Raw genomic sequence first — 21419 nt, 5'->3', positions numbered from 1 at the left:
GCCCGTCAGTTGCCAAAGCCGACGCGGCGGGCGAGGCGGACCAGTTCGAAGTCGTTAGCGGCGCCGAGCTTGGCCTTGATCTGATAGTGGGTGTTATGCACGGTCTTGGGACTGAGTGACAGGGTGGTGGCAATGTCCGCAACCGACCGGCCGTCCAGCAGCAGGCGCAGGATCTCGCTCTCGCGTGGTGTCAGCAGGTCGGAAGGGCCGCGTTCGCCCTCTCCGCGCAATTGGCGAACTTCCTGCGCAAGGTCGGGGCTGATGAAGGTGCGCCGTCCGGCCACGGTGCTGACGGCCTGCAGCAATACCTCTGGCGGACTGCTTTTGGTGACATAACCCAGGGCGCCGGCTTCCAGCGCACGGAGTGCCCACAGTGCATCGCGATGCATGCTGAAGGCCAGCAGGCGGGCGGTGTGGTCGCGCTGGCGAATGCGCGCGATCACTTCCAGTCCGCCAAGGTCGGGCAGCGCCAGGTCCACAATGCAGAGGTCGGGCTGGCGTTCGCGCCACAGGCGCATGCCGTCTTCGCCGGTGCCTGCCTCACCAATCACCGTCATCGTGCCTTGCAGTTCCAGCAAGCGGCGATACCCTTGCCGGACGACGGCATGGTCGTCGATCAGCAGCAACTGGATCATGTGGCGCCCCGCGTGCCTGCCGGGAGTTCGACCCGTAACTGCGTGCCTCGTCCCGGCGCGCTGATCCACGCCACCGTACCGCCCAGTGCGGAAGCCCGTTCGCGGATACCCAGTCGCCCATGTCCCTCCGATGCGGGAGCAGCGGTGTCGCCTTTGCCGTCATCGCGGATGGACAGGCTCAAGCGCTCGCCATTGCATTGAAGATCGATCTCGATCTGGCTGGCATCGGCGTGACGAAGGGCATTGGTCAGCCCTTCCTGAACGATGCGGTACAGATGGATGGTCAGCGTCGGTTCGAGCGTCTCGAACAGGCCCTGATGATGGAATTGAATGCTGGGCGTGCCACTGTGCATGCGCTTGCAGTCGGCAATCAGTTGCTCCAGTCCGGCGATCAGACCGAAGGCCTCCAGCCTTGGCGGGCGTAGACGGTGAACGATGTTCTGGATGCTCTCGTGCATGCGGGCGAGGGTTTCGCCCAGGCTGTCCAGCACGGACGTCAGCTGCACGTGAGCGGTCGACGCGGCCAGCGACTGCCTGAGGTAGGCGGCGTCGGCACGCAGCGAGGTCAGGTGTTGCCCCATGTCGTCATGCAGTTCGCGGGCCAGGTAGTGGCGCTCGTCCTCGCGGACATCGAGCAGATGTGTTGCAAGCCTGCGCTCGGCGGCTCGGGTTGTGGCCAGTTGGGCAGCAAGGCTGTTGAATTCGTTTGCGATCCGGCGGAATTCATCGAGCTCGAAGGCGGGCAGGCGCACCGTGGTGTCGCCGCCCTCGAGCCGGCCGATGGCGGCAAGGATCTGGTCGGCGGGACGCAAGGCGCGGCGGACGGGGCGCACGATCATCGTTGCCAGCATCGCCAATGCAGCCCAGCCGGCCAGCACCAGATACATCGACGACAGCCAGCGCGAGGCTTCGGTATGCCAGTCCGGCCGAACATGAATATGGCCGACCGCGACGCCGGGCGCACGCAGCAAGGGGCGGACGCTGGTGTCGGCTGGTGTGTTCAGGACCTCCAGCCAGTGGGCAAGTATCCCTGCACCCGGGCGAGGGGGGGAAGGGCGCACGCAGGCAGCGCCAATCTGCCGTGACCACAGGTCTTCCACTTGCACACAGAACGCCAGCCGACGTGCGAGGGGGGCCAGCACGGCAAGATCCACCCGGATGGATTCGCGGTTGAACACGTCGGCCTGGCGGGGCTGATCCTGGTTCAGCAATTGCTGGATGACGGCTGCAGTGTCGGGTGTGTCCGTCAGCGCCTGTTGCCGGATCTGCCAGCCGTGCGCTGCCAGCAACAGCAGCGTCAGAAGGCAGGCGAAGGCCAGCAGTCGTTGCAGCAGGCTGCGCTGCAGATCCAGCGCCGCACCGGCAGGGCCGGTCGAGGCGGCGGAGGGTGGGTGTGCAGGCGTGGGGCTTGTGGGCGGCAGGACGGTATCGGCTGGCATGGTGCGCTATCTTGGCGCGTGTGCCCTGCCGGCGGAAGTCCCGGATGACGTGCCGGGCAAATTGCCCGGCGTTTTGTCCGGCAGCCTGGGCGTCAGGCGGGTTCGAAGTGTTCCAGCATCAACTGCACGCTGGAGACCCCGTTGTATTCATTGACCGACAGCTTGTAGGCCGCACGGATGTCACCCGGGGCGCCGCCGGCGTGATTGAACTGGATGGCGTCGTAGCGAACCCCTTGGCGGGACAACTCGAGCTTGAGGTGCCGGTCCTTGAGCAGGCGCTGGCGCTCGACACGGAAGACGTCGTCGAATACCGGGGCGGGAAAGCCCTGACCCCAGATTTCCTGATCGAGCAAGCGGGCAACCTCCAGGCTCATGTAGCCGCCCTCGAGCGCGCCGTCTGTGTCGATCCGTCGCTGCAGGTCCGCAGGCTCGAGCAGACTGCTGACGACGTCCTCGAACACGATGCGGAAGCGGTCGAGATGGTGCTCGAGGATGGTCAGGCCGGCCGCCATTGCGTGACCACCGAAGCGGACGATCAGGTCGGGTTCACGTTTGGTGACCACATCCAGCGCATCACGCAGATGCAGGCCGGGGATGGAGCGGCCGGAACCCTTCAGTTCGCCCTCGTTGCCGCGCGCAAAGGCGATGGTGGGGCGATGCAGTCGTTCCTTGATGCGGCCGGCCACAATGCCGATGACGCCTTGGTGCCAGTCGGGTTCGAACAGGGCGATGCTGGCCTTGTTGCCCGCATCGAACTCCTCCAGGCGTAGTAAGGCGGCTTCCTGCATGTCGGCCTCGATCGAGCGTCGCTCGCGGTTGAGGCGGTCGAGCTCCTGAGCGATGTTCATCGCCCGGCCGGCGTCGTCGGTAATCAGGCATTCGATACCCAGGCTCATGTCCGACAGCCGGCCGGCGGCATTGAGCCGCGGGCCGAGGGCAAAGCCCATGTCGAAGGCGCTGGCGCGTGCCGGGTCGCGCCCGGCAATGGCGAATAGCGCCCGGATGCCCGGCTGCATGCGGCCGGCGCGCATGCGCTGCAGGCCTTGTGAGACCAGGATGCGGTTGTTGTGATCGAGCTTGACCACGTCGGCGACAGTGCCAAGCGCGACCAGGTCGAGCAGCTCGGCCAGGTTCGGCTCCTTGCGCTCGGCAAAGGCGCCGCGTTCGCGCAACTCGGCACGCAGGGCCAGCATGGTGTAGAACATCGCCCCGACGCCGGCCAGGGCCTTGCTGGGGAAGTCGCAACCGGGCTGATTGGGATTGACGATGACATCGGCCTCGGGCAGTACATCTCCGGGCAGGTGGTGGTCGGTGATGACTGTTGCCATGCCGTGAGCACGGGCGGCAGCGATTCCTTCCACACTGGCAATGCCGTTGTCCACGGTAATCAGCACATCGGGTTCGAGGCGGGCGGCGATCTCGACCATCGGCGGGGTCAGGCCGTAGCCCAGGGTGATGCGGTCCGGCACCAGGTAGTGCACGTCGGCGCCGAAGGCGCGCAAGGCCCGGATGCCTACAGCGCAGGCGGTGGCGCCATCGCAGTCATAGTCGGCAACGATGACCATGCGGGCGCCTGCCTCGATGGCGTCGGCCAGCAGTTGTGCGGCTTCACGTGTACCGGTCAGTGCATCTGGCGGCAGCAGTGCCTTGAGTGAGGTGTCGAGCTCGTGCTTGCTGCGGATGCCGCGCGCGGCGTAAAGGCGTGCAAGCAGGGGATGGATACCGCCATCGGTCAGGGCAGTGAGGGCGCGCTGTGGAATCTGGCGTGGCTGGATACGGGTCATGGTGCGGCAGCGTCGGGCAGGTGAGGCGGTGGGGCAAGCGATTTGAGCAGCGCATCGAGCTCCAGTGGTTTGCGCCAGAAGTGCCAGTGATCGCGTGCGCCCGCGTGCAGTTGCAAGGTGAACCGGTCGCCGGGGGCGGTCAGGGTCAGCGTTCGAAGTTTCCCTTGCCGAAGCGCGCTGGCCAGTGGGGCAAACCAGTCCCGTTCCAGTTCGATCAGGGATTGGCGCCAGCGGTCGAGATCGAGTTGGCGCGCCGGCAGCAGCAGGCGCTCCACCACCACCAGGGTGTTAGCGTTCAATGCGCTTGCCAGGTCGGGCGTGCGGGTCGGTAGACCCGCGGTGACGCCCAGGCCCAGGGCAAGCGGCCCTTCGGCCTGAACCGCGGCAAAGCTGCAGGGTCTCGGTTGCGGGGGCGTGCCTGCCCCCCATGGCCACAAGCTGTTGATGGGGCGCTTGCCGCTGGCTTCTCGTGCCTGGTTGAGCGGATGATTGTGCAGCACGATCTGCAACTCGTTCAAGATACGCTGCCACAGGCGGCCGTCGTCACCCTCCGGCAGGAAGTGCTTGATCGGTCGTCCGACCACATCGTGCAGCGGGTAGAGGCGGGCCGAAGTAGGCTCATTCAGGCGCAGGTACCAGCGCGTGGGGCTGGCAAGCTCGAAATGACCGAGATCGCCAAAGGTGTCATTCAGGGCGACAACGAGACCATGTGCTTCTGCCGGTTCGATGTCGTCATCGGGAAACTCGCCCAGCAGCAGATGTTCGCGGGCAAATGACAGATTGACCGGATCCGCGCACAGGTAGTGAGCGTCATCCGCGGGTGGCAGGCACGACTCACCCCGACGGCGAAGGTCGGCGAGGGCGGTCGACGCCTGGGCGTCGCCGAACAGGCGCAGCAGTTGAGTGTGATAAGGCTCGAACTCGACATGCGTCATCCGGCCTTTGCCGAGCAAGTGGGCGAGGGCGGGCAGGGCAAGTCCTGCAGCAGGGCCGACAAGGCTGGCGGCTGGCCACAGCAGGCCGGGAATGATCAGGTGGATGTGCATCGGGGCGTCTTGCTTCAGTCGGTCGCGAGTCTAGCACGCCACCACCACCCCTCCGGATTCCAGTGGAGGCTTGATCGGCGTCAGCCAATGCCCATTCTGGGGCTTGTCGGGAGAACAAGCCTTGTTACAATCCGGAAGTCCCTATTCCCTGTCGAGCGTGTGGTTTGAACTCCGTCTGGCGATGCATGCGCGTTCCTGCTTCATGGCTGCTCGGCATTGTCGGGATCTGCCTGCTGGCAGCTTGTGGTGGTGGCTACGAAGCCCCCCTGCGTGTCGGTGTCAACAACTGGCCGGGCTACGGAACCTTGCTCTACGCTCGTGATCTGGGGGCTTATGACGGGGCGCCGGTCAGGCTGGTAGAGCTTGCGTCATCCACGCAGGTCATGGATGCGCTCAAGGTCGGCAAGCTCGATGCAGCAGGGTTGACGCTGGATGAGGTCCTCAAACTGGTGCACGACGGCGTACCGCTCTCCATCGTATGGGCCATGGATGTTTCGGCAGGTGCGGACGCCTTGCTGGTACGCCCGGAAATCACCCAGCTATCCGACCTCGTCGGCAAACGCATTGGCGTGGAGCAGACCGCGCTTGGCGCCTACATGCTGGATGCGGCATTGCGGGCGGGGGGGCTGAAGGCCTGGGACGTCGATGTCGTCCCCATGCCGATTGACGAGCACGTCGATGCCTTCCTGCAGCGCAAGGTCGACGCCGTGGTCAGTTTCGAGCCTGTCATCCAGCAGTTACGTAGCGCAGATGCACGCGTCCTGTTCGACAGCCGGAGCATCCCGGGTGAGATTGTCGATGTGCTCGCAGTCCGGCGGGACGTTCTCGAGTGCTGTGAAGATCGCGTACGTCGTCTGCTGAAGGGACAGATCGAGGCGATGAGGCGGCTGCGCGAGACGCCACAGCACGCGATCGCAGCAATGACACCCCGTAGTGGACTCACGGAGGATGAATTCCAGGCTGCACTGGATGGCCTGATCATCCCGGATGTCGAGGCCAATGCGGCCTTGCTCGATGGTGCCTCGGCTTCTTTGGGGGCAACGGTCGAGCGACTTGCAGACATCATGCTTGAGCGTGGCCTGCTGGTGCGCCCGCCTGAGGTCTCGGGCTTGCTGGATGGTCGCTTTGTGCGCATCGAAGGGCGTGCGCGATGAGCCCGGGCAACGCTGGAAACCGTGACCATTCGTATTGGGTCGGCAGCCTGAGGGTGTGGTTGCCACTGGTTCTGTCGCTGGTATTTGGCCTCGTGTTCGTTGTCTTGATGGTGGTGGAGTACCGCAATCACGAACGTGCACTCGAACGTTTTGTCGAGGCGCAATCCAGGCCTGAACTCCTTGGCGTCCAGCGTCAGCTGGAAAATGCGCTCAGGCGCGGCGAGGGCGGCAGCACGGACAGCATTGTCAGTGAGCTGGGCTTGAATCCTGCGGTCAATCATGCGGCACTGGTCGACGATGCCGACAAGGTGATCGCCGCGACGCAGTTTGCGTGGCGGGGCAGGTCGGTGGCGCAGGTCCTCGATCGCTTTCCCGAGCGGGAGATGGCTGTGGCCCGGCAGCAGTCGAGTGAGCTGCTCTGGTTTGACAAGGGGTCTGATGGCGTCAGGCGGTTGATGGCCGTGGCGCCGGTGACGCTGGGTTTGCTGCCTGGCGAAATCCGCAGCTACCGGACGGGCGTGTTGCTGATTGAATACGACCTGGCACCGATTGCTGCCGAGGCGGTGGCACACTTCCGCCAGCAGTCCCTGCTGTTTGGATTGGTTGCGCTGTTGGCGCTGGTGGTGTTGGGAATCATCCTGCGCACGCATGTCTATCGACCTGTCATGGCTTTGTGCGAGGGCATGGCACAGGTCGGTAAGGGGGCGTTTCAGCGCATACCGCGTTTTCGTGGTGGCGGTGAATTCAAGGTGCTGGCCGATGCCCTGACAGCGATGGCAGAGTCGCTAAAACGGAAGGTCGACGAGCTTGCGGATAGCGAGGCGCGCTTCAGGCAGCTGTCGGATGCCTCGTTCGAGGCCATCCTGATTCATCAGGATGGCGTGATCGTCGATGCCAATCGGGCGGCTGAAGCGCTTTATGAGAGCGATCCGGGGGGACTGGTCGGGCGTGATATCTACGAGCTTGTGGCGCCGGAGCAGCGTGAGTTGGTGCGCCGTCGGGCACAAGAAGGGCTGGAAGGTGCCTGGGAAGTCGAGTTCGTGTCGCCGTCAGGGGTCAGGATTCCGGCCGAGATCAAGGTCAAGCAGAGTCGTGCCGACAACGTGTTGCGCCGGATCGTTGCCATACGCGACATTCGCGAACGCCTTCAGGCGCAGGATGAGATACGTCGTCTGGCCTATTTCGATGCGCTGACCAGTCTGCCCAACCGGCGCCAGTTTCTGGAGCGGGTGCGGGCCGAGCTCGATGAGGTAGATCGTCTGAATCATCGTGCTGCCGTACTCACTTTCAACCTGGATGGTTTCTCGTCGGTCAATGACTCCCTCGGTATGGCCGCCGGCGATGAGGTGTTGCGGACAATTGCGCGGCGCCTGAATATCCTGCGCCACGAAAAGGACCTGGTCGCACGCATCGATGGTGATACCTTTGCCATCCTGCTTGCCGATCTTGCCGGCGATCTGGAAGCGGCATCCGCCGAGGCGGCTCGTGAGGCGGAGAGGTTCATCGAGAGCATCATGGCGCCGGTGGAAGTTGGCGGGACTGATCTGCATTTCAAGGCGGGTGCGGGTGTGGTGATGATTCCCAACGACAGTCGCGACCCGCCCGAGTTACTGCGCGAGGCGGAAACCGCGATGAACCGGGCCAAGGAGGCGAACGACAGCCGGGTCCACTTCTTTGCCCATGCACTGCAGGAGGCGGCAGGTGCGCGTCTGGCCTTGCGCAACGATCTGACGCGCAGCCTGAAGCAGGGGGGAGAGTTGCTGCTGCACTATCAGCCTCAGGTGGATGCGCAGGGACGCATGCTGGGTATGGAGGCACTGGTGCGCTGGCAGCATCCGGTCCGTGGCTTGATTCCGCCTGGGCTCTTCATCCCCGAGGCAGAGGCGTCGGGCTTGATCGTACCGCTGGGCAACTGGGTGCTGGAAGAGGCGGTGCGCTGCCTGAAGCGCTGGCAGGAGATGGGTTTGGCCAAGGGGCTGACCATGGGTGTCAACGTCAGTCCCCGTCAGTTCCGCGAAGGCGATTTCATCCACCGGCTGGAGGATGTGCTGGCCCGGGTCGGTGTGGATGCGCTTTCGATCGAACTCGAACTGACCGAGTCCGTGGTCGCGGACGATCTGGACGCCACCGTGGAGACCATGCGTGCGCTGCGCGAGCGTGGCATCCGCTTTGCGCTGGATGATTTTGGTACCGGTTATTCCAGTCTGGCTTACCTGCGGCGGCTGCCGTTTGAAACCCTTAAGATCGATCGCTCCTTCGTCATGGATATCGGCGTCGGCCCGGTCGAAGGCGAAGGCAAGTCGCCGGCCGTTCTGATCGACGCGATCGTCGCCATGGCGCATGAGCTCGATCTTCGTGTGCTGGCAGAGGGGGTCGAGACCCAGGGCCAGATTGACTACCTCGTTGAAGCCGGCTGCGACGTATTTCAGGGCTACTTTTTCGGAAAACCCGCGCCAGCGGAGCAGATCGAGGCACGTCTGCGTGCTGCCCGGGGTGAGGTTGCCGGCGCCTGATGGTCCTGTTGGCGCCTGATCAACGGGCGATTTGGTAAAAAGGTGCAAGGCCGGGGCGCGGCAGGCGGGTCGGGACCGATACAATGGCGCCCATCATGAGTGCCGCCGTTTCCATATTGCCTGTCGTTGCCGCCAAACGTGCGGCGCCTTTCCTGCCGATGTCCCGTGCCGAAATGCAGGCACTGGGCTGGGACGCCTGTGATGTCGTCCTTGTCACAGGCGATGCCTATATCGATCACCCCAGCTTTGGCATGGCCCTGGTTGGCCGTCTGCTGGAGGCGCATGGCTTTCGCGTCGGCATCATCAGCCAGCCGGACTGGCAGTCTGCCGATCCCTTCCGTGCGCTGGGCCGGCCGCGGCTGTATTTCGGCATCACCGCCGGCAACATGGATTCGATGGTCAATCGTTACACCTCGGATCGCAAGATCCGTTCGGACGACGCCTACACACCCGGCGCCTTGCCCGACAAGCGGCCGGACCGGGCCGTCACGGTGTATGCGCAGCGCGCCCGGGAGGCGTTTCCGGGTGTCAATGTGGTGATTGGCTCGATCGAAGCGTCGTTGCGCCGCATCGCACACTACGATTACTGGTCGGACAAGGTTCGGCGTTCGGTGCTGCCGGATTCCAAGGCCGACATCCTGTTGTTCGGCAACGCCGAGCGTGCGCTGGTGGCCTTGACGCAGCGGCTGGCGGCGGGTGAGGCAATCGACGCGATCCGAGATCTTCGCGGCACTGCCTTCATGGTCAGGCCAGACTGGCGCCCGGAAGGCTGGGTGGAAGTGGCCTCGACCGCGATCGACCGCCCCGGTCGCATCGATAGCCATCCTGATCCCTATGCGATGGAGCCTGTCGCGGCTGCGACGAAGCCCGCTGCCGATGGTGCCCAGCCAATTCGCATCATGCCGCTGGCCGAGCGGGTGGCGAGCCGGCGCGCGGCGCGCGAACATACCGTGGTGCGCCTGCCGGCCTATGAGCAGGTCAAGGACGATGCAGTGCTGTACGCGCACGCTTCAAGGGTGTTTCACCTGGAGTCCAACCCCGGCAACGCGCGGGCCATGGTGCAGCGTCATGGCGAAGGCCCCGGCGCGCGGGATGTCTGGCTGAACCCGCCGCCGGTTCCGCTCGAGACCGTGGAAATGGATTTTGTCTACGGACTGCCCTATGCCCGTCAGCCGCATCCCGCCTATGGCGGGGCGCGGATCCCTGCCTGGGACATGATCAAGTTTTCGATCAACATCATGCGAGGCTGTTTTGGTGGCTGTACCTTCTGTTCGATCACCGAGCACGAAGGGCGCATCATCCAGAGCCGTTCGGAAGCGTCCATCCTGCGGGAAATCGAGGAAATCCGTGACAAGTCGCCGGATTTCAAGGGACATATCTCCGATCTGGGCGGGCCGACCGCCAACATGTACCGGATGGCGTGCAAGGATCCCGAGATCGAGCATTCCTGTCGCCGGCTGTCCTGTGTCTACCCGGGTATCTGCGAGAACCTCGGCACCGATCACGGTCCGCTGATCCAGTTGTACCGCAAGGCGCGGGCGATTCCCGGGGTCAAGCGCATCACCATTGGCTCGGGCCTGCGTTACGACCTTGCGGTGCGCTCGCCGGAGTACGTAAAGGAGTTGGTCACCCACCATGTGTCTGGTCTGCTCAAGATCGCGCCCGAGCACAGCGAGGACGGGCCACTTTCAAAGATGATGAAGCCAGGCATGGGGGCCTACGAGGCTTTCCGCGTGCTGTTCGAGAAGTACTCGAAGGAGGCGGGCAAGAAGCAGCATCTGGTGCCGTACTTCATTGCCGCACATCCTGGTACCACCGACGAGGACATGCTCAACCTCGCCCTCTGGCTGAAAGAGAACGACTTCCGTCTGGATCAGGTGCAGACCTTCCTGCCGACGCCGATGGCGCTGGCGACGACGATGTACCACACTCGCAAGAATCCGCTGAAGAAAGTCTCGGCTGAATCGGAGGCAGTGGAAACGGTGCGTACCGGCAAGCTGCGCAAGCTGCACAAGGCGTTCCTGCGCTGGCACGATCCGGACAACTGGCCGATCCTGCGCGAGGGCTTGATGCGGATGGGGCGGGCTGACTTGATCGGCAACGGGCCTGGCTGCCTGGTGCCGCGACATCAGCCGGCCAGTGCAGCCACGCCCGCTCATGCCGGCTCGCGCCGTCGTGTCGAGCAGGCGGCGCCCAATGGCCGGTCCGCGCCCGCCCGACGCGGATCCGCACCTGCGCGCGACCACCTGGCGAAGCCTGCCGGGCCGCGTGGCGCCCGCTCCCCAAAACGTTGATTCCGTTGATTCGCACCGGCTTTTCTCTGCGGCAGTCAAGGCTGCCGCATTTATCATGGCGCCCCGTGTGCCCATTCGGTAACTGATCAGATGCGTTATGAATTTCTCGTGGGGCTGCGTTACACCCGCTCGCGCAAGCGTGCGCAGGGGCGTAACCGCTTCATCTCCTTTATTTCGCTTGTCTCCATGCTGGGCATCGCGCTCGGTGTCGCGGCATTGATCGTGGTGCTGTCGGTGATGAACGGGTTTCAGGAGGAGTTGCGCACCCGCATTCTTGGCGTCGCTTCGCACGTGCAGGTGCAGGCGTTCGATAGCGAACTGCGCTCGTGGCAGCAAGTAGCCGAGCAAGCCAGCCGCCATCCTTCGGTCAAGGCGGCTGCGCCCTATGTGCAGGAGCAGGGCATGCTGTCGTTCGACGAGGCAGTGCGCGGCACCATGGTGCGAGGGGTGATTCCGGCGCTGGAAGAGACCGTGGCGGATTTCGCCCAGCACATGAAGGCCGGCCGCTTTGACGCGCTGCAGGCCGGCCGCTTCGGCATTGTGCTTGGGCGGGACCTGGCGCTGGCCTTGCGTGTAGGGATGGGTGACAAGGTGACGCTGATCGCGCCCCAGGGCCTGGTGACGCCGGCAGCCGTGCTGCCACGGGTGAAGCAGTTCGAAGTGGTCGGCATCTTCGAAGCCGGCATGTACGAATACGACTCCGGTCTGGCGCTGATTCACATTGCCGATGCCCAGGCCTTGTATCGCATGGGTGATGGGGTCAGTGGTGTCCGGCTCAAGCTCGATGACCTGTTTGCCGCACCCCGGGTCGCGCGGGAGCTGATCCGTTACATCGAGGAGCCGGGTCTCGGCATCAGCGACTGGACGCGCAGCCACGCGAACTTCTTCCGCGCGGTGGCACTGGAAAAAACCATGATGACGCTGATCCTGTTCCTGATCGTCGGCGTTGCGGCGTTCAACATCGTGTCCACGCTGGTGATGGCGGTACAGGAAAAATACGCCGACATCGCCATCCTGCGGACATTGGGGGCCAGTCCCGGGTCGATCATGACGATCTTCGTGCTGCAGGGTTCGATCATCGGCTTGGTGGGACTGCTGGCGGGGCTGGGTGGCGGGCTGGCGATCGCACACAACCTGGACGTAGTGATCCCGGCGCTCGAGACCCTGACCGGCGCAACCTTGTGGAACAAGGAGATCTACTACATCAACGAACTGCCGTCCAAGGTACTGGCGAGCGACGTGGTGACCATCCTGAGCGTGTCTTTCGTGCTGACGCTGGTGGCCGCCTTGTACCCCAGCTGGCGGGCATCCAAGGTCAATCCGGCGGAGGCGCTGCGTTATGAATAAGGCGAACGAAGTCCCGGTGCTGGCGTGCGAGGGTCTGGAAAAGCAGTTCCGCGAGGGGCTGGATGCGGTAAAGGTGCTGGGCGGCGTCAGCCTGTCGGTTGCGCGCGGCGAGCGACTGGCGATCGTCGGTGCATCGGGTTCCGGCAAGAGTACCTTGCTGCATCTGCTGGGTGGCCTGGATGTGCCGAGTGCCGGCACGGTCAGTCTGATGGGGCAGGATTTTTCCACGCTGAGTGACCGCACCCGGGGCGAACTGCGTAATCGCGCGCTGGGTTTCGTGTACCAGTTTCACCATCTGCTGCCAGAGTTTTCCGCGCTCGAGAATGTCGCCATGCCGCTATACATCCGGCGCATGGCCAAGGCCGAGGCGGACGAGCGCGCGGCGGCGATGCTGGGCGAGGTGGGGCTGGCGCATCGGCTGGATCACGCACCGGGAGAGTTGTCCGGCGGCGAACGTCAGCGTGCGGCCATTGCCCGGGCTCTGGTGAGCGAGCCCGCGTGCGTGCTGGCCGACGAGCCAACTGGCAATCTGGACCGGCGCACCGCAGACGGGGTGTTCGACCTGATGCTGTCGCTCAATGAGCGCTTGTCCACCAGCTTCGTGATTGTCACCCATGACGAGTCGATGGCACGTCGCGCCCAGCGCATGTTGCGGCTGGAGGACGGCATGCTGGTTCAAGGCGGCTGATTGCCCCTGCGCGCGGCATTGCGTGCCAGGCGGCGGTGCCAGTGCCGCACCAGCCAGGCGCGCCAGCTGATGCGCACCAGCAGATAGCCGGTCAAGGCCAGACCACTGGCCAGCAGTACCAGACCCAGTGCCAGCGGCTTGCCCAGCCCGGCCATCCAGTCGGCCAGCGCCAGGGACCAGCCGGCAATGTCCATGCCCACCATTTCGGGTGGTGCGGCGAAAGCGTGACCGCCACCATTGATTGCCCAGCTACCGATGCCGTAGGCCAGAACATAGAGTGGGACGATGGTGAAGGGGTTGGTGTAGAGGGTTGCGATCAGGGCCAGTGGCAGGTTGACCCGGAACAGCACGCAAGCGATGGCTGCGCTCAACATCTGCAATGGCCCGGGTACCAGACCGCAGAACAGCCCCACGGCGATGGCCCCTGCAGCCGAGCGCCGGTTCAGGTACCACAGCCGCGGGTGCAGCAGCGTGCTGGCGAATGGGCGCAACCAGCGGTTGTCACGCACCGCATCGTGTCGGGGAAGATAGCGCCGCAGTTTTCGTTTCATGGGAGGCGATTCTAACGTAGCGATGCCCCGCCAAGGCTTGCTCCGGGTGTGCTCGTCCATGCATGATGTTGTGCATATGGCATATCTGATCTTCGCCTTCGGCCTGGGTGTGTGGGCGCTGCAGCAGCAGGCCGAGTTACCGCCCGTACTCGGCCATGGAGGCGCAGTCTGCCTTGTTGCAGGCGTGCTGACTGGAATGGCCGCACGCTACCGGCGTCGCCGGCCGCCGGTCAGGATGGCGCTGGCCATGGGCATGCTGTGCTGCGCGTTTCTGGCGGGCTTTGCCTACGCGGCCTGGCGTGCCGAGATTCGCCTTGCGGATCGTCTGGACGGCACCCTGGAGGGGCGGGACGTCCGTATCGTCGGCGTGGTGGAGGATCTGCCCCAGGCGGTAACTGACGGGGTGCGCTTTGCCTTTCGCGTGGAGCAGGCCGAAGCGGGAGTGCCGCAGCGCATCCAGTTGTCGTGGTATCGGCCGCGTCGCAGCGAGGATCCGCCGCCACAGGTTTCGCCGGGTGAGCGCTGGCGCTTTACCGTACGCCTCAAACGCCCGCACGGAGCAGCGGTGCCGGGTGGATTCGACTATGAGGTCTGGCTGCTGGAGCGCAATTTGCGCGCGACCGGCCAGGTGCGTGCGCTCGACGAGGCTGAGCGTGTCGATGTCGATGCGGGCGGCCTCATGGAGGCGGTGCATCGGCAGCGCGACCGCATCCGCAAGGCCTTCGCGGCAGCGTTGCCCGATGCGCCTCACGTTGGTGTGTTGATTGCACTGGCCGTTGGCGATCAGCGCTCGATCGACGCTGCGCATTGGGACACCTTCCGTCGCACGGGTGTCAGTCACCTTGTGGCCATCTCTGGTCTGCATGTATCCCTGCTGGCGCTGATGGTGGGAGGGTTGTGTGCCGTGATCTGGCGCCGGATTTCGTGGCTGGTGCTGAGACTGCCGGTACGCAAGGCGTCGATCCTGAGCGCGGCGATTGCGGCGACCGTCTATGCCTTGCTGGCTGGCATGGGCGTGCCGGTGCAGCGTGCGCTGATCATGCTGCTTGTCGCCGCGGTGGCGCTGTTCCTGGGGCGTCAGACGGGTGGCTTCAGGAGCTGGGCGCTGGCCTTGCTGGTGGTTCTGCTGGTGGATCCATGGGCTGTGTTGTCAGCCGGGTTCTGGCTGTCGTTTGGCGCCGTCGGGGTGATTCTCTACGTCATGGCGGGCCGGGTGCGGGCCGAGGCGGGCTGGAAGTCGGCGATCCGGATTCAACTCGCGATCACGTTGGCAACCATCCCGATCCTGCTTGTGCTGTTTCAGTCCTTCTCCCTGGTCGGGCCTTTGGCCAACGCGGTGGGGATTCCGCTGGTGAGCTTTCTGATTGCGCCGCTTGTGCTGCTTGGAATGCCTTGGCCGGAGAGCGGTTTGCTGTGGATCGCACATGGCCTGACCGCGTTGATGATGAACTGGTTCGAGATACTGGCGGCTTCGTCGCTCGCCTTGTGGCAGCAGGCCAGGCCGCCGCTTGGGCTGACGCTGGCTGGCTGCATCGCCGTTGGTGTGTTGCTGTTGCCGCGGCCGGCGCCTGGCAAGTTGGCGGCGCTCGTTGTAGTGCTGGCCTTGCTGGGGTGGAAAGCACCCCGTCCGCCAGTTGGAAGCTTTGTTGCTACCGTGCTCGACGTCGGCCAGGGGCTGGCCGTTCATGTGCAGACTGCAGGGCACGATCTGCTTTACGACGCCGGACCGCCTTTCGGGGCAAGCAGTGACGCGGGAGAACGCAGTGTTCTGCCCTATCTGAGCGCCATCGGTGTTCGCTGGCTGGACCGGCTGTTGTTGTCGCATGATGACGCCGACCACATCGGCGGCGCGGCCAGCGTGCTGAGGTCAATACCGGTTGGCGAGGTGCTGGCGGGGGAGATGACCGCCGGCATGCGGGTAGCTGAGGGGCTGGCGGCTGAACTGCCAGTCCGCCTTTGCACCGATGAAGTGCATTGGGAGTGGGACGGTGTCCGTTTCGAGATCCTTTCGCCGAATGCGGGCGGGGTGGTGGCAAGGCGCAATAATGACCAGTCCTGTGTCCTGCGTGTCAGCCGGACCGGGCCGCTGCAAGGGGCCGATCACGAGACGCATTTGGCGGCCTTGCTGCCGGGAGAGGGTGTGCTGTTGCTGGTCGGTGACATCGAGAGCGCTGGCGAACGGGCATTGCTGGCAAGGGATGCGCCGGGGCTGGCAAGCTCGGCGATCGTCGTGGCCCATCACGGCAGCCGGTCGTCGTCGACTGCCAGTTTTGTCGATGCGGTGTTGCCGGAGGCTGCGGTGTTCTCCGTGGGTCATCTCAATCCCTTTGGCCATCCCCACCCGCAGGTGTGGGCGCGCTGGGCCGAGGCGGGTGCCCGAAACTGGCGCACGGACAGTCAGGGCTCTGTCTTGTTGCGCTTCGCAGAGGAGGGTTTGCATGTCGATGCAGAACGAGTGCGGCGCCCTCGCTACTGGCACGGAAAATAATTCGGTCAATATGCGTCGCGGACTCGACGGATTATGTATTTTGTAATAGGTTAGAAGCACGGCACGGGGCAGTCGGGCCGCTATCAACAAAACGATAAGAATGATGCGCAAGATCGGTCGGTTCAACATCCAGCGCGAACTCGGGCGTGGGGCCCAGAGCGTCGTTTATCTTGCCTTCGATCCTCAACTCGAGCGTGAGGTCGCGGTCAAGACCTTGCACTTTGACGAGCAGCGCAAAGGGCAAAGCGAGGCTTTGCTGAACGAGGCGCGCATCGTCAGCAGGTTGCGTCATCCAGGCATCGTGCCGATCTTCGAGGCCGGTGAGGTTAACGCCGATCCCTATCTGGTGTTCGAGTATGTGCCGGGCGAGAGTCTTGCGCAGTTGATGGAGCGCGAAGGGGCGATCGATGCCGGACGCGCAGCGGCCCTGATGGTGCAGATCCTGGCCGCGGTCGGCAAGGCGCATGCCGAAGGAGTGATACATCGCGATCTCAAGCCCAGCAACGTGCTGCTGGACGAGGATGGCACGCCGCGCGTGATGGATTTCGGCATTGCCCGGCGTGTTACTGGCGGCAAGGCTGCCGGCGGCGCGTTCTCGGGTACGCCTGCCTATATGGCCCCGGAGTACATCCTGAACCGGGAGGTCACCGAGCGCGGCGATGTGTTCGCTGCGGGGGTGATTCTGATCGAGTTGCTGACCGGGCGGAGACTGTTTGTCGGTGACGATGTCGATCAGGTGATGCAGCAGGTTGCCGCCGAGCCCATTGTGCTGCCGGCGAATGCCGAAATCGATCAGCGCCTGGCAGGCATCGTGCTGCGTGCGGTGGAGCGTGATCCAGCATTGCGATACTCATCGGCGGCCGAGTTTCAACAGGCGCTGGAGACGTGGCTGGATCCGGAGGAGGACGCGGCCACCCAGGAAGCACGACAGAGCACCGTGGACTTCCTGCTGCGGCGCATGCGCCACAAGAGCGATTTCCCGGCGCTGTCGGAGTCGGTGACGGCAATCAACCGGATCGCCTCGAGCGAGTCGGAGAGCATCGGCAAACTGTCTGAGTCCATCCTCAAGGATTTTTCGCTGACCAACAAGCTGCTCAAGCTGGTGAACTCGGTGTACTACCGCCAGGCCGGTGGTGGCAACATCAGCACGGTGTCGCGGGCAATTGTCGTGCTGGGTTTCGATGCTGTGCGCAATATCGCGATCACGGTACTGTTGTTCGAGCATCTGCAGAACAAGAACAATGCGGCGCAGTTGAAGGAGGAGTTCCTGCGCGCCAATCTCGCTGCCATCCTGGCAAGAGACCTTGCCCAGCTGATGCAGTCGCGTGATCTTGAGCAGGCCTACATCTGCGCGATTTTCCATAATCTTGGGCGCTTGCTGGCTCAGTTCTACTTTCCCGAGGAGAGCGACGAGATCCGTCGCATGGTGGCGCGCAAGGAATGCACCGAGGATGCGGCAACGCACCGGATACTGGGCATTACCTACGAGATTCTGGGGATCGGCATCGCCCGTAGCTGGGGCTTTCCGGGGCTGATCGTCGACAGCATGCGCAAGCTCGGCTTTGGTCCGGTGCGCAAGCCGGCGACGCAACAGGAGCGTCTGCGCGCATTAGCGGCATTCTCCAATGAAATCTGTGGGTCGATTGCACAGGCCAGCGCGGAAGAACGCGATCGTGACCTGCGCCGCATCGCAGCGCGTTTCGCCGATGCCTTGCCCGGTGCCGGCACGCGCCTGCGCGAGACGGTGCTGCGAGCCATCGAAGAGCTGAACGATTTTGCCCGCATCATCCGCATCAACCCGGGCCAGACGCAGTTCGGGCAGCAGTTGCTGCGCTTTGGCGATGCGCCGACGATTGTGCCGGGTGCCCGGTCGCGTACGCTGGAGGAGGGCGGTATCGCAGCGGCCGTGCTGGGCAACCGGCCAACCGCGGCGCTGCAGACCGGTAATTTTGGTCCCGAGGGCAGCAAGGCGGCCGACACCGAGGCGGTGCTCTCGGCCGGGATCCAGGACATCAGCAATACACTGGTCGAGGACTTCAAGCTCAACGACGTCCTGCGCATCATCCTCGAGACGATGTACCGTGCAATGGGTTTCAACCGGGTGTTGCTGTGTATTCGCGATGCGCGCACCAATACCATGCAGGGTCGCTTCGGTTTTGGTCCAGAGGTTGCAGAGCTGGCGAAGAAGTTCCGTTTCCCACTTAGCTTCACACCGGACATCTTTCATGTGGCAACGTCCAAGAGTGCGGACATCCTGATCTCCGACGTCAATGATCCGAAGATTGCCGACCGCATTCCGGCATGGTTTCGAGAAAGTGTTCCCGCGCAGACTTTCGTGCTGTTACCACTGACGATCAAGCAGAAGCCCGTCGCACTGATCTACGCGGACAAGACGTTGGCGGGTGAGATCGTGATCTCGGAAAAAGAGTTGTCCCTGCTGCGGACCTTACGCAATCAGGCCGTCCTTGCGATCAAGCAGGGGGGCTGAGCGAGCAGTTCTTCACGGTGTCGACGAGCACCCGGTTAGACTGAGTCCAGAGCACTGTTATTTCATACTAAAGTAATACAGAATCGCGCCATGAAGCGATTCCTGTATCCGGCCCTGTTGTTGCCCCTGCTGTTTCTCCCCGCGCCCGTACCCGCAGAGGAGCCGCCCCTGCTCGTGCTGGTGACGCCACGCTCGCTGCCCTTCTCTTCGCTGGATGAAGAAGGACGGGTACAGGGCTTCAATGTCGATGTTGGTCAGGCGATCTGCCGGGAGTTGAAGCGGGCCTGCCGTTTCGAAACCCGACGCTTTCCGGAAATCATTCCCGAGCTGGCAGAGGGCCGCGCGGCATTGGGGCTGGCGAATTTTCTCAAGACGCCTGAACGCGCTCGACTGGTAGGGTTTTCCGTTCCGTACTGGCGGTCAAGTTCGATCTTTGTGGGCCGGGCGGGCGCTTCCCTTGAAGAGGCTCGCAGGCGCACCTGCGTGATTGCAGGTTCGGTGCAGCAGGCCTGGCTGACCGTGCCCGAGCGTGGTCATGGTGTTGAACTGATTCCGCTGGACTCCAATCAGGCCGTGCTCGACACCTTGCAGCGAGGGGGCTGCTCTGCAGCCTTGCTGCCCTTGATGCAGGCGTTTCCGTTCCTGCAGACGGAGGTCGGGAAGGGGTTTGGCTTTCTGGGTACACCGATTGCCGAAGACGGTCTGGGGGGAAGCGTTCATATCGCGGTGCGCCAAGGTGACAAGGCCTTGCTGGAAGCCGTCGATCGCGCCATTCTCCGGATGATTGCCAGTGGTGAGCATGAAGCCCTGGCGCGGCGTTACTTTCCCTTCAGCATTCTCTGATGAGCGCCGTTCAGCCTGCTAAATCCGCTGGCGATGACGCTGCACGACGCCTGTCGTTGCGCAAACTCGCCTTCTGGGTGCCGGTGTGGTCGACCCTGATGTTGGTGCTGGGGGTTGTCGTCGTGGTGCTGATGTCCGATTCGGTCATCCGTCTTGCCGAGAGTGTTGGCGGACGAACCGCCACGCGGCAGATGGAGGCCTTGCGTGCAGTCGGCAATCTGGAGCGTTTGATCGCGCTGGGCGACCATTTCAACAGCGAGCGCGATCCGGCGCGGTGGCGCGAAGCCGGCCTGACGATGCAGGCGCTTGCGGCCCACCCCTCGATTGCGTCCTTGGCGGGGCGCTCCAGCGTGGTCGCGGAAACCTTCGATACGGTTGCGGTCATGATGGCCTGGCGGAGTCGTGAAGTCTCTCCCGAGGTCCTGCCTGCCGAAGCCGAGGCGCTGCAGCGGCAGCGTGAAGTGATGTGGCAAAGCCGTCGTGCGGCTTTGAAAGAAGTGGCTGACAAGGAAGCGGTCCGGGTGGTCAGCGAACATACCCGGGCCGCTGACGAGATCGCGGACGGCATGCGTTCGGTACTGATGGTGACCCTTGGCGGGGCAATCATCGTTGCGGTGTCCGGCATGTTGCTGATCCTGCTGGTACGTCGCCAGGTCGTTGCCCCCTTGGTCAGTCTGTCCGATTATCTGCACCAGTTGCGCAAGGGGGCGCAGACCTTGCCTGCGCTACCGCGCGCGCGCAGTGTGGAGATGGGCGCCGTGGTTGATGCGGCAGGCGTGCTTGCCGCCTCGCAGCAGGCGCTGGAACATGCGGCGCTGCATGACACGCTGACGGGGTTGTCGAACCGTTACGGTCTCGAAGCCCGGCTGGAGCAGGCAATGGCTTATGCGCGGCGCCACGGCAAGCGGCTGGCGGTGATGTTTGTGGATCTGGACCGCTTCAAGACCATCAACGACTCGTTTGGACACAACAGCGGGGACGATCTGCTGCGGATCATTGCCGACCGCTATCGTGCCTGTCTGCGCGATACCGATCTGGTGGCACGGCTCGGCGGCGATGAGTTCGTCGTGGTCATGAATGAACTCGACAATGCCAGTGATGCGATACCGGTGGTACGCAAGCTATTGGAGGCGACCGGGCGCGAGATGAATCTGGGGCAGATGTCCTTGCGCCTGACCGCGTCGGTGGGTATCGCGCTGTTTCCCGACAATGGCGAGGATGTGAGTACCCTGATGAAGCATGCCGACATCGCCATGTATCACGTCAAGGCACGCGGGCGGTCGGGTTTCCAGTTCTTCGATGCCGCAATGCATGCGGCAGTGGCGGAGCGGCTGTCGGTGGAAACCTCCCTGATCGATGCCTTGCGACGCAATGAGTTTCAGCTTCACTACCAACCGCAGATGAGTGCTGATGGCACCCGGGTGGTCGCCGTCGAAGCCTTGATCCGCTGGCGGCGCGCCGATGGCAGCATGGTGTCTCCGGCCGACTTCATCCCGGTGGCCGAGGAATGTGGCATGATCCTGCCGATTGGCGAATGGGTGCTGCGCCAAGCCCTGAAGACACTGCATGGCTGGCGATGCAAGGGTTTGCGCGATATCCGGATGGCGGTCAATCTGTCGGTGTTGCAGTTGCGTGATGTCGGGTTGCCTGCGTTGCTCAAGCGTCTGTTGGCCGAGTTCGATATTCCACCCGAGGCGCTGGAACTGGAGGTGACGGAATCAATGGCGATGAGTGACCCGGAAAAGACCATTGCCATCCTGCATGATCTGCGTGCGCTGGGGGTGTCACTGTCGATCGACGATTTCGGCACCGGCTACTCGTCTCTGGCCTATCTCAAGCTGTTTCCGATCGATCGTCTGAAGCTGGATCGCACTTTCGTGCGTGACATCGAAGCGGATTCGGCCGATGCCGACATCTGCACGGCCACGGTGGTGATGGCGCACAGCCTGAAGCTGCAGTTGGTGGCCGAAGGCGTTGAAACGTGCGCCCAGTTTGATTTTCTGCGCAAGCTGGGTTGCGATCTGTTGCAGGGCTATTACTTCCACCGTCCCCTGAGCGCAGCGGCCGTCGAGACCCTGCTGCTGTCTCAGCAAGCACAGATCGCCGCCTGAGCGATCATGAGCTTGCCGTGCCGTGCCGTGCCTTGCGG

The 21419-nt window shown here is 63.6% G+C and carries 14 protein-coding genes; 9 read left to right on the top strand and 5 right to left on the bottom strand.

The window, feature by feature from the left end; translation table 11 throughout:
- Window positions 1-5: 5 nt before the first annotated feature.
- From DNK49_RS16915 to DNK49_RS16900, 4 genes are all read right to left on the bottom strand, one after another.
- Window positions 6-635: a response regulator gene (locus tag DNK49_RS16915; protein WP_110527125.1), complete on the bottom strand. Its 630-nt coding sequence runs from the start codon at window positions 633-635 to the stop codon at window positions 6-8.
- Window positions 632-2074, bottom strand: coding sequence for a HAMP domain-containing sensor histidine kinase (locus tag DNK49_RS16910; protein WP_243632415.1), 1443 nt, complete (start codon window positions 2072-2074; stop codon window positions 632-634). Before DNK49_RS16910 ends, DNK49_RS16915 begins: the two co-directional genes overlap by 4 nt.
- A gap of 92 nt (window positions 2075-2166) precedes the next feature.
- A complete protein-coding gene (gene recJ / locus DNK49_RS16905; RefSeq protein ID WP_110527122.1) occupies window positions 2167-3858 on the bottom strand; it encodes a single-stranded-DNA-specific exonuclease RecJ in 1692 nt (563 codons plus the stop codon).
- A complete protein-coding gene (locus DNK49_RS16900) occupies window positions 3855-4904 on the bottom strand; it encodes a hypothetical protein (protein WP_110527119.1) in 1050 nt (349 codons plus the stop codon). The genes recJ and DNK49_RS16900 overlap by 4 nt, the downstream gene beginning before the upstream one ends.
- Before the next feature lie 185 nt (window positions 4905-5089).
- Between DNK49_RS16900 and DNK49_RS16895 the strand changes: the two genes are divergently transcribed.
- From DNK49_RS16895 to lolD, 5 genes are all read left to right on the top strand, one after another.
- On the top strand, window positions 5090-6058 hold the full coding sequence (locus tag DNK49_RS16895; protein ID WP_110527116.1) for an ABC transporter substrate-binding protein: 969 nt from the start codon (window positions 5090-5092) through the stop codon (window positions 6056-6058).
- Window positions 6055-8571 carry a putative bifunctional diguanylate cyclase/phosphodiesterase gene (locus DNK49_RS16890; RefSeq protein ID WP_207807019.1) on the top strand — a complete coding sequence of 839 codons (2517 nt, stop codon included), beginning with the start codon at window positions 6055-6057 and terminating at the stop codon, window positions 8569-8571. Before DNK49_RS16895 ends, DNK49_RS16890 begins: the two co-directional genes overlap by 4 nt.
- A gap of 158 nt (window positions 8572-8729) precedes the next feature.
- On the top strand, window positions 8730-10865 hold the full coding sequence (locus tag DNK49_RS16885; RefSeq protein ID WP_110527241.1) for a YgiQ family radical SAM protein: 2136 nt from the start codon (window positions 8730-8732) through the stop codon (window positions 10863-10865).
- A 90-nt stretch (window positions 10866-10955) separates the two neighbouring features.
- A complete protein-coding gene (locus tag DNK49_RS16880; RefSeq protein WP_110527113.1) occupies window positions 10956-12212 on the top strand; it encodes a lipoprotein-releasing ABC transporter permease subunit in 1257 nt (418 codons plus the stop codon).
- Window positions 12205-12900, top strand: a complete 696-nt coding sequence (lolD, locus tag DNK49_RS16875; RefSeq protein WP_110527111.1) for a lipoprotein-releasing ABC transporter ATP-binding protein LolD — start codon at window positions 12205-12207, stop codon at window positions 12898-12900. Before DNK49_RS16880 ends, lolD begins: the two co-directional genes overlap by 8 nt.
- On the opposite strand, the gene DNK49_RS16870 is transcribed toward lolD, so the two are convergent.
- Window positions 12888-13451: a DUF2062 domain-containing protein gene (locus tag DNK49_RS16870; protein WP_110527108.1), complete on the bottom strand. Its 564-nt coding sequence runs from the start codon at window positions 13449-13451 to the stop codon at window positions 12888-12890. The genes lolD and DNK49_RS16870 overlap by 13 nt on opposite strands.
- Before the next feature lie 76 nt (window positions 13452-13527).
- Between DNK49_RS16870 and DNK49_RS16865 the strand changes: the two genes are divergently transcribed.
- From DNK49_RS16865 to DNK49_RS16850, 4 genes are all read left to right on the top strand, one after another.
- Window positions 13528-15939, top strand: a complete 2412-nt coding sequence (locus DNK49_RS16865) for a DNA internalization-related competence protein ComEC/Rec2 (RefSeq protein WP_110527105.1) — start codon at window positions 13528-13530, stop codon at window positions 15937-15939.
- 100 nt (window positions 15940-16039) lie between these two features.
- The gene (locus tag DNK49_RS16860; RefSeq protein WP_110527102.1) at window positions 16040-18427 is read left to right on the top strand and encodes a serine/threonine protein kinase; all 2388 of its coding nucleotides are present in this window, start codon (window positions 16040-16042) and stop codon (window positions 18425-18427) included.
- A gap of 90 nt (window positions 18428-18517) precedes the next feature.
- On the top strand, window positions 18518-19270 hold the full coding sequence (locus tag DNK49_RS16855) for a substrate-binding periplasmic protein (protein ID WP_110527098.1): 753 nt from the start codon (window positions 18518-18520) through the stop codon (window positions 19268-19270).
- Window positions 19270-21381: a putative bifunctional diguanylate cyclase/phosphodiesterase gene (locus DNK49_RS16850; protein WP_110527095.1), complete on the top strand. Its 2112-nt coding sequence runs from the start codon at window positions 19270-19272 to the stop codon at window positions 21379-21381. Before DNK49_RS16855 ends, DNK49_RS16850 begins: the two co-directional genes overlap by 1 nt.
- The last annotated feature ends 38 nt before the right edge of the window (window positions 21382-21419 follow it).

This window comes from Parazoarcus communis SWub3 = DSM 12120, assembly GCF_003226565.1.
GTDB classification, from domain to species: domain Bacteria; phylum Pseudomonadota; class Gammaproteobacteria; order Burkholderiales; family Rhodocyclaceae; genus Parazoarcus; species Parazoarcus communis.
This window is presented reverse-complemented; position numbering and strand designations above follow the sequence as displayed.

Bases quoted from the DNA above. Each gene is read 5' to 3' on its own strand.
- DNK49_RS16915 (WP_110527125.1), bottom strand. From the start codon at position 635: ATGATCCAGTTGCTGCTGATCGACGACCATGCCGTCGTCCGGCAAGGG.
- DNK49_RS16910 (WP_243632415.1), bottom strand. From the start codon at position 2,074: ATGCCAGCCGATACCGTCCTGCCGCCCACAAGCCCCACGCCTGCACAC.
- recJ (WP_110527122.1), bottom strand. From the start codon at position 3,858: ATGACCCGTATCCAGCCACGCCAGATTCCACAGCGCGCCCTCACTGCC.
- DNK49_RS16900 (WP_110527119.1), bottom strand. From the start codon at position 4,904: ATGCACATCCACCTGATCATTCCCGGCCTGCTGTGGCCAGCCGCCAGC.
- DNK49_RS16895 (WP_110527116.1), top strand. From the start codon at position 5,090: ATGCGCGTTCCTGCTTCATGGCTGCTCGGCATTGTCGGGATCTGCCTG.
- DNK49_RS16890 (WP_207807019.1), top strand. From the start codon at position 6,055: ATGAGCCCGGGCAACGCTGGAAACCGTGACCATTCGTATTGGGTCGGC.
- DNK49_RS16885 (WP_110527241.1), top strand. From the start codon at position 8,730: ATGTCCCGTGCCGAAATGCAGGCACTGGGCTGGGACGCCTGTGATGTC.
- DNK49_RS16880 (WP_110527113.1), top strand. From the start codon at position 10,956: ATGCGTTATGAATTTCTCGTGGGGCTGCGTTACACCCGCTCGCGCAAG.
- lolD (WP_110527111.1), top strand. From the start codon at position 12,205: ATGAATAAGGCGAACGAAGTCCCGGTGCTGGCGTGCGAGGGTCTGGAA.
- DNK49_RS16870 (WP_110527108.1), bottom strand. From the start codon at position 13,451: ATGAAACGAAAACTGCGGCGCTATCTTCCCCGACACGATGCGGTGCGT.
- DNK49_RS16865 (WP_110527105.1), top strand. From the start codon at position 13,528: ATGGCATATCTGATCTTCGCCTTCGGCCTGGGTGTGTGGGCGCTGCAG.
- DNK49_RS16860 (WP_110527102.1), top strand. From the start codon at position 16,040: ATGATGCGCAAGATCGGTCGGTTCAACATCCAGCGCGAACTCGGGCGT.
- DNK49_RS16855 (WP_110527098.1), top strand. From the start codon at position 18,518: ATGAAGCGATTCCTGTATCCGGCCCTGTTGTTGCCCCTGCTGTTTCTC.
- DNK49_RS16850 (WP_110527095.1), top strand. From the start codon at position 19,270: ATGAGCGCCGTTCAGCCTGCTAAATCCGCTGGCGATGACGCTGCACGA.